5 protein-coding genes are annotated in these 8,663 nt (G+C 46.9%); 1 reads left to right on the top strand and 4 read right to left on the bottom strand.

Annotated features, from left to right (window positions below):
* Positions 1–191 precede the first annotated feature (191 nt).
* Complete coding sequence (locus ABV001_RS02310; RefSeq protein WP_352421323.1) at positions 192–1,493, top strand: M23 family metallopeptidase; 1,302 nt, start codon at positions 192–194, stop codon at positions 1,491–1,493.
* 160 nt (positions 1,494–1,653) lie between these two features.
* Here the strand turns inward: ABV001_RS02310 and ABV001_RS02305 are convergent, their stop codons facing one another.
* The 4 genes from ABV001_RS02305 to ABV001_RS02290 form a co-directional block, all read right to left on the bottom strand.
* Entirely contained in the window at positions 1,654–3,996 is a 2,343-nt protein-coding gene (locus tag ABV001_RS02305) for an alpha-amylase family glycosyl hydrolase (protein WP_352421322.1), read from the bottom strand.
* A gap of 117 nt (positions 3,997–4,113) precedes the next feature.
* Complete coding sequence (locus ABV001_RS02300) at positions 4,114–5,943, bottom strand: glycoside hydrolase family 13 protein (RefSeq protein WP_352421321.1); 1,830 nt, start codon at positions 5,941–5,943, stop codon at positions 4,114–4,116.
* Between the two features lie 90 nt (positions 5,944–6,033).
* Positions 6,034–7,062, bottom strand: coding sequence for a SusF/SusE family carbohydrate-binding protein (locus ABV001_RS02295; protein WP_352421320.1), 1,029 nt, complete (start codon positions 7,060–7,062; stop codon positions 6,034–6,036).
* Positions 7,063–7,080: 18 nt separating this feature from the next.
* Complete coding sequence (locus ABV001_RS02290) at positions 7,081–8,661, bottom strand: RagB/SusD family nutrient uptake outer membrane protein (RefSeq protein ID WP_323424249.1); 1,581 nt, start codon at positions 8,659–8,661, stop codon at positions 7,081–7,083.
* Positions 8,662–8,663 lie beyond the last annotated feature (2 nt).

Below are 8,663 nucleotides of genomic sequence, written 5' to 3'. Positions count from 1 at the left end.
GACAGAACACCGATATTTTTTTGCTTGTCTGAGATTTTTGTGCATCTTTGTACTCAGATTAACTAAGTCGGATCCATTCTGCCTCCCGGTATCCAAAAGCGCGTAATACAGGCTGTATCTGTGAATTTGTCAGGTGATTATTTGTTTTTCTTGCCTGTTCCGGAACCGGGTAAATGAGAAAGTAACCAGCTATGTATACAATAAACAAAAGAAAAACAATCCGGTCGATTATCTATTCGTTGCTGATAGTCAGTGTTGTTTCATGTGGATTAAAAAAGGAAGAACAACAGACGGATCAGATTGACCAGGAAGAGACGAGTTCTACGTATGAGTACGGGATATGTGTGGATTCCCTCGATGTTACCCGCTACGAGATCGGGAAGGGGCAATATCTTGCTACCATTCTGACTGAATTAGGGTTTGAAGCCAACGAGAGGGAAAAGATCATAGAGGCGGTATCTTCTATTTATCCTCCTTCGAGGCTACAGGTCGGAAATTCGTATGTCGCAATTACTGATTCCACATCGGCCGTGAAATATGTCGTTTTTGAAAAGTCCCAGACCGATTACGCTGTAGTTGATTTAAGTACTGGTGAAATCAGCGTATATGATTATACAAAACCGGTTATCCTGAAACGGGAATATGCCGAAGGAACCATCACCTCATCTCTGTGGAATGCGATCATCGGGACAGGTGCGCCGGCCATGCTCGCCCTTGAACTCTCGAATGTCTATGCCTGGCAGATCGATTTTTTTGATGTCAAGGAGGGCGACTCGTTCCAATTGATGTACGATGTGGCTTATATCGATGACAGCACCATGGTGGGGATTTCCTCTATCGAAGGAGCTGTTTTCACCCATCAGGGCAAGCCGTTCCACGCCATCCCGTTTCAACAGGATTCTATCATGGAATTTTTTGACGAGGAAGGAAATAGTCTGCGGAAAGCATTTCTGAAGGCACCGCTTGATTTTATTCGTGTTACATCAAAATTCTCCAATTCCCGCTATCATCCCATCCTGAAACGTAGCCGCCCGCATCATGGCGTGGATTATGCTGCACCTGTGGGTACGCCTGTGAAAACGATCGGAGACGGAGTGGTAATTGAAAAAGGATTTCAACGGGGCGGAGCCGGAAACTTCATGAAAGTGAAGCATAATGCTACCTACACTACCACCTATATGCATCTGAGCCGCTTTGCCAAGGGAATAGAGAAAGGGAGACGGGTGAAACAGGGAGAAGTGATTGCTTATGTGGGTTCTACCGGTTTGTCTACCGGTCCTCATCTCGATTTCCGGGTACACAAGAATAACCAGCCTGTCAATCCTCTCACCATGGAATCGCCTCCCTGCCTGCCGGTGAAACCCGAATTAAAAGATAGCTTTATGATCGTGCAGGACAGGGTGATGTTCCAGTTGGACAGCTTGCGAATGATGGGCCAGATGATTGCTGAACGGAAAACCGACTCTTTGACTCTTAGACCGTCCCGCTCCTGATCTGATCATCCTGCTCCGAATATATTGCCCGTTCTGTTTCTGAAACAAAAAGGAATAGATTACAAAGTGAAATGCACTCCAAAAGTTATATAAAAAACTTCTGGAGTGCATTATTTGCGTGGAGAGGCATATTTGAGAATGAACCCAATAAAATATTATCCTATTCTGCGAAATTTGTATACATCTTGAAACTATTCGCTGGTACGGTAATATTCATCGTAGCTGATGTAACGCTGATCGTTTCGCCCGGATTCATATAATTATACCATGTGCCTATACCGGGGAATTCTGCCGATGTTGTGATCGGGTCGTTGGTAAAGTTACCTATTACCACCACCTGTTTCGCGCCACCGAATGAGGAGAGATTAATATATCGTCCGATGTGCCAGATGGAGGGCTCTACTTTCCAGTCGAGGTTGGCAGTGGCAGTGAAAAGCTCCGGATGATCAAAACGTAACTTGATCAGTTGTGCGTAAGTGTCATACAACTTCTTTCGTTGAGAGACCTCTGCATACTCCCATTTGACCGGTTTCTTACCGGTTCGTCCGTACTCCTCGATGGAAATATCGTATCCCAATTCGCCGAACTGCCAGATCATTTTCGGGCCGGGTACGGTGAAGAAGAAAGCGGCATTGGTCGCCAGTTGTGACATTTGCGCGTCACTGCTTGTCGCGAGGATGCCTTTACCCCATTGGGTCTGCTTATAGGCGGCTCGCTCTTCGTCGTGGCTCTCCATATAGCTTACAAGGCTGTTGGCTGGGCGTGGCAGAAGTCGCAGACTGGAGTCGAAATAAGTATTGTAATAGGTGTTTGAAAAATTAGATCCATCTGTATATCCCATCGCTGTTTGACAGTATGCGTGGTTCATATTGCCCCAGACCATCATCCCCTCATTGCCCAGTTCCGTCTCCTCCATGTCGTCGCAAAAATGCTCCAGGATTACGTATGCATCCGGTTTCACAGCTTTTACGGCGTTGTTATAATCCTTCAGGATGGCAATGCGGGAGGCATCATAGAGATGGGCATTCGATTCTGATGACTGTTTCTGCGTAAAACCTTTGGTGAGGTCGAACCGGAAACCGTCAATTTTATACTCTTCCAGTAGGAATTGCAGGTTCCGTTTCACAAAATTGCGTACCAGTTCCGATTCATGGTTGAAATCATGAAATACACTATAAGGGTGGGGGGCGGTTACATTAAAGTACGGATTATTGGTTGCTGTACGGTTATTCGCAGAATCCCACCACATCCTGGCGAACGGATTTTCACCCGTGGCATGGTTATAGACCACGTCGAGGATTACGGCCATTCCTCGTTTATGGCATTCGTCGATAAACTCTTTATACATCCTGTCGGTACCATACGCCTTGTCGAGCGCGAAGAAAAAGGCAGGATTGTATCCCCAGCTGTCATTCCCGTCGAACTCCTGCACAGGCATCAGTTCAATGGCATTCACACCGAGGGATTGCAAATAATCCAGCTTCTTCATGGCGCCGTTGATATCGCCACTCTCCGTGAAATCACGAAGCAGCATCTCGTAGATTACCAGATTGTCCCGTGAAGGGGTCTCGAAATTGGGTATCTGCCAGGTATAGGATTCCGGCTGTGTCTGGAATACCGAGACGATGCCTATACCCCTTTCCGGATAAATCATATTGCCGGGATAAGTCGTTGATGAGATGTATTTATCGTTTGACGGATCGAGTATTTTACGCGCATAGGGGTCAGCCACGCGGATAGGAGCATCATCTTTTTTACCCACATAATACTGAAAAGCATACTCTTTAGTAGGGTTTAATCCGCTGATGGTGATCCACCAGCAACCTGCTTCCTCATCCCGGAACATCTGCGATTTCTCATCGTTGCTCAATGTCCAGCCGTTGAAGTCGCCCACCACATGGGCGAAATCCTTCCTTGTGCCGTTTTTATCCTTGTCGTGTAATACCAGTGTGACGGTACTGTTATCCACAATATTGATGCCGTGTAGTAGATCGGAAGGCATGACCTCGTTCTTCACCGCTGCTGGTTCAAAAGCCTTAAACTGCGTGTCGGTGACAGAAATAAAAAAATCTTCGGTTTGTTTGCTGCCATCGGCAGAACGGATAACAACACCCAACCGATTGACGGCTGTTTTTCCCGAACCATACCACTGACGGATGGATGGGGTGAGCTTAATGCTCCAGGTGCTTTGTTCGCCCTCCACTTTTGTCATCTTGCATTTTGACAGGTTTTCACTCCACTCGGCGGGAACGAATTGCCACTCGCCTTCCGATATAACGCCCGTATGAATATAGACATCTCCGGTGTAGTTATAGAGCGGTGATCCCGAAGCCGCTTTGAACCAAATGGTCAGTTCCTTGTCGGCATCCGCCTCTTCAAGGCCCCATGAAAGTCCCTGCTTAATCACAACCGGTGGTTCCGGAGTATCTACCGGATCGTCCCCGCAGGAAAAGGTGAGAAGCAGGATCAGCAGCCAGTAATATGTTTTTGAAAATATTGGCATATTATGATTTTTAGAACTAAGAACTAAAAGTGAAAAACTAAGAATTAATAGTTAATAGTGAAAAATGAACAGTGAACAGTGAATACCTTTCCACCTCTCCACTCATGCACAGGCATCTTATTGTTCCAACACAAGAATTTCTTTGGGAGCAAGAGAGAGTGTTTTTCCCAATGAAATATTCCGGCCGGAGAGCAAATCTTTCCATTCAATCCTGTTCCCAATTGATTCGGAATAACGATCAAGGTTTATTTCCACCCGATTGGATGTCCCGTTCATGAAAACCAACACGCTTTCATTCCCTAAGTAGCGCTCATAGGCATAGACGCCTTTTTGCAGAACATAATGTTTCATATAGCCATAAGCGATCACATCGTTACCCTGGCGCCAGTGGAGCAGTTTCTTCATAAAGTCGAACGCTTCGTTCTGCACCTTGTCACGTCCTTTCGCCGTGAATTGATCCACCTTGTCACCCGGCCAACCGCCCGGCACGTCGAGGCGGATATCACCGTCGCTTTTGCTTTTGTCGCCATGCATCAACAATTCGGTGCCGTAATAAATCTGCGGTATACCCGGCATGGTAAGCAGGAAAGTGATTCCCTGTTTCCATCCAGAGAGATCGGTGGGGTACTCTTTCAGGAACCGGTCGGTATCGTGGTTGTCCAGAAAGCGTAACACGTTATAGATATCGGGATAGACAAAGTCATAGGTCATGTGGTCGAAGATACCATGCAACCCTCCGTTCCATTCGCCTGTCTCTTCAAAGAAGGCGCTGTGTGCTAATCCCATAAACCGGAAATCCATTACCGATTTCAGTTGGGTGTTATTGGGATTAAGCGGGCTGTCCCTTTGCCAGAAAGAGGTGGCGATAGGGTTGTTGAGCCATGCTTCGCCCACGATGTTATATTGGGGGTACTCTTTCTCTACCGCCACAATCCAGTTGACCATCATATCATAATCGGCATAGGGATAGGTATCCTGCCGGATGCCATCAACCCCTGAGTATTCTATCCACCAGATACTGTTCTGGATCAGGTATTTTGCCACGTGACGATTGCGTTGGTTGAGATCGGGCATGGTGGGGACGAACCACCCGTCCACCATCTTGCCCTTGTCATATTCCGAGGCGTAGGGATCGAAATACATCTCCTTCATGTGCGAAGTCTGTACATATTCACCCAGGTTGTTGAACCAGTCGACAGAAGGTACATCTTTCACCCAGGGGTGATCGCTTCCGCAATGGTTGAAGATCATATCCATCACCACTTTCATTTCTTTTGAATGGGCGTCGGCGATCAGCTTCGCATATTCTTCATTGCTGCCGAAACGGGGATCCACACGGTAGTAATCTGTAGTGGCGTAGCCGTGGTATGATCCGCCTTCCATATCATTCTCCAACACCGGGTTAAGCCAGATGGCGGTTACACCCAGGTCGGCCAGATAATCCAGCCGGTTGGAAATCCCTTTCAGGTCACCTCCATGCCGTGCGCTGTGGTGGCTGCGATCAACCTTATAGGGCATCCGCATCGGGATCTGGTCGTTAGAAGGATCGCCATTGGTAAAACGGTCGGGCATAATCAGGTAAAGCACGTCCGACGCATCGAAGCTCTCAATGTGGTACCTGTCCGGATCGCGTTCTTTCAGTTCATAGGAGTAGGAAATCTTATCCTTCCCGTCCGAGAACAGTATATCGAAAGTCTCAGGGCTGCTGCCTGAAATATCGAGGTAGAGGAGCAGGTAATTCGGGCTTTCCAAACGCACCGATTCCTTGATCCTCACATTCTTTGAAGTTACTTCCGGGATATAGCTGGCAACATTTTCGCCATACACCATCAGTTGCAGTTCCGGTTCCTCCATGCCGCTCCACCAGAAGGAGGGTTCCACTTTTATCTGTTGGGCTTGCAGTGGAAAGAGAGATAAAAGAAAAAGAAGAAAAATATTTTTTTTCATTACGTGATTATTGTTTTATGGACAAAGCATAAGATAAGTTGAAAAGAGGCTGTCTCCAATGGGGACAGCCTCTTCAAAGATAACTTTATGTTATTGAATTGTGCCCGTACCGTTGTTAAAGTCGAGTGTCACCACTTTACCCGCATCCACACGTACACGTTCCTGGTCGTTGCCATTTCCCCGATAGGCAATCTTCCCGTCTAAAATCACAAACTCCATGCGCCACCAATCACCGCCTACACCAGCGGCTGAAGCGTTAGCATATATTCTTAATTCACCTTCATTGGAAGTAGTGATTTTCATGACATTGCCATCGGCCGCAAAAGGGTATTGGCCGGTGTTCCAACCGCCAAAGCAGTCGCCCATGCCGTAGACCTGTGCAGGCTCAATAGTTATTTTGTTGGCCGTGTAATCGATCACAATAATGTAGAATCCAGCCTCCGAAACAAAGGCATTCCCATCTCGTGTGGTAAAACCTACATCCGTACCCAGAGAGAAGAAGTCTCCACCCCAAGCTTTAACGGTATTCCATTTGAACCCACTCTCCGGATTGGCGAAATAACGTACTGCCCAGAATTTACCGGGATTTCCGTTGATGGGAATCATTTCCGCTATTGTCGGATTGTTCCAGTTCCATTCGCCGAACTCCTGTCCAATCATATAGACCGCATCTGGGAAGAGTGGCTTGAATGTGCTCACATCCAATGTGATGGCGTCTGAATTGATTTTATAGAGATCTTTATACGCCGCTTCTAAAAAAAATTGGGCCTTGGTTGGACTGTCAGGTTCTACTCCGGCAGCAATCAGGATCTTATTCAAATCCTCCAATACTATAGTCAAGGAGTCGCCGAAAGCAGTGGTGACCGCTGCGGCTTCTCCGTCACCCACTTTCACATAGAGCGTGTATTCAATGTCCGTAGGTACACCGAAATCCGCCTTTTGCCACCTGAAAGTGGTCATATCGCCCATGTTGTTCTCAGTAACGATAATAGCGTCATGCGCTGCCAACACCGGTTTCTCCGCCTGATCTTCCGGCAGCAGTTTGTACATGTCCTGATCCTTTTCGCAGGAGGCAAAGAGTACTCCTGCGAGTATAATGAATAAAACTGTTTTTTTCATCGTGCTCTTCATTTAAAATTAATAATTCGCATTCTGTTTCAAATTCGGATTCGCCAGCAAATCCTGGGAGGGAATCGGATAGAGATTGTAATGATTGCTCACCGCGCGTCCGGCCTTCACGCCACCTTTCCATTCCCACACATAATTGGAAGTGGTAAACTGGTCGTAACGTATCAAGTCGGTACGGCGGAAACATTCCCAATACAATTCACGGGCGCGCTCGTCCAATAGGGACTGGGCGTCGATACTGCTTACATTTTTATTGGTATTGCCGAATGCCCGTTCACGCAGTTGGTTGATATATCCTATTGCTTCATTCATGGATCCGCCTGACCCGCCGCGAACTACCGCTTCGGCATAAATTAAATACTGTTCCGCCAACCGGAAAAGAGGGAAATCGTTATCCACAAATTCCTGGTCGGAACCATACACCGGGTTTCCTGGCGTTGACGCCGATGTGATGTTGCGGTATTTATATGTCTGCAGGCCATTGGTGTTCTTACTGGGGTCGTCGCCTAAAGCGGGATTTTCCCCTACAAAAAGGAAACGTTTGTCTCCCTCTTCAAATTTATCAATGAATTCTTTCCGGAAACGGTATCCGTTCCAGTTGGCATTGGTAAATATTCCATAATGGATAATTTTGTCAGCATACTCTGTCTGGTAATCGCTACTTGAACCGCAATTGATCAGGAACGTGACGCCGCCGTATCCGCGTGTGCTCTTTCCGTCGTAGGTAATCGGCAGGATGACTTCGGGATTATTTTTATCGTTATCCGCCAGAAACAGATGTTCGTAATTATTTTTCAATGTGTACCCCGACTCAATCACCTTTTTACTGTAAGTGATCGCTTCCGTCCAACGCGCTGTACCGGTATATACTTCGGCATTCAGATAAAGTCGGGCAAGCAAAGCAGAAACGGCCGAGATGTCGGCACGTCCGTATTCATTGCTGCGACCGGTTTTCAACTCGTTGTTATTTACCAAGTCCAGTAGCTCGCTTTCTATATACTCGAACAAATTGGCCCTTTCAATCTGTGCGGGCATAATTCCCAGCCCGTCTTTCTCTGTGACAAACGGAGGCCTGCCAAATTGATCTAATAACACCCAGTAAGCAAATGCGCGCAAGAAACGTACTTCGCCACGGAAATAGTTCACTTCAGTTTGTTGTTCACCATAATTCCTGCCTTCGGTATTTCGGATAAAATCGTTGGCATACATGACGATCAAAATACACTTGCTGTATAATCCGATGGTAAATGCTCCGTCGGAAGTGAAATTGATATTATTCAATTCAGGGATACCCGGGTCTGCCCAAATGCAATGCGCCTCATCGGTAGGCATTTCCTGATGATTAAACCAGCAACGCAAAAAGTCGGCATTACTACCTTCGTCCAAACCCACGACGTCTGGGTTACCTGCAGGCCCTGTTTGGCCTGACAACGAATAGGCTCCATACACTTTTGCCAAGGCTTCTTTTGTCCCTTCAAAAGTTGAATAAACCACTTCAGCGGTCGTATCGTTGACCGGAAACCTGTCCAGATCGTCGAAACAGGATGTCAGTGCCAGCATGGGCAGGAGAGACATTATTATTCTATGCATAT

This window comes from Proteiniphilum sp. (assembly GCF_040307845.1).
In the GTDB taxonomy this organism is placed as follows: Bacteria; Bacteroidota; Bacteroidia; order Bacteroidales; family Dysgonomonadaceae; genus Proteiniphilum.
Note: the sequence above shows the minus strand (reverse complement) of the source record. Positions and strands in the feature narration are given on the sequence as shown.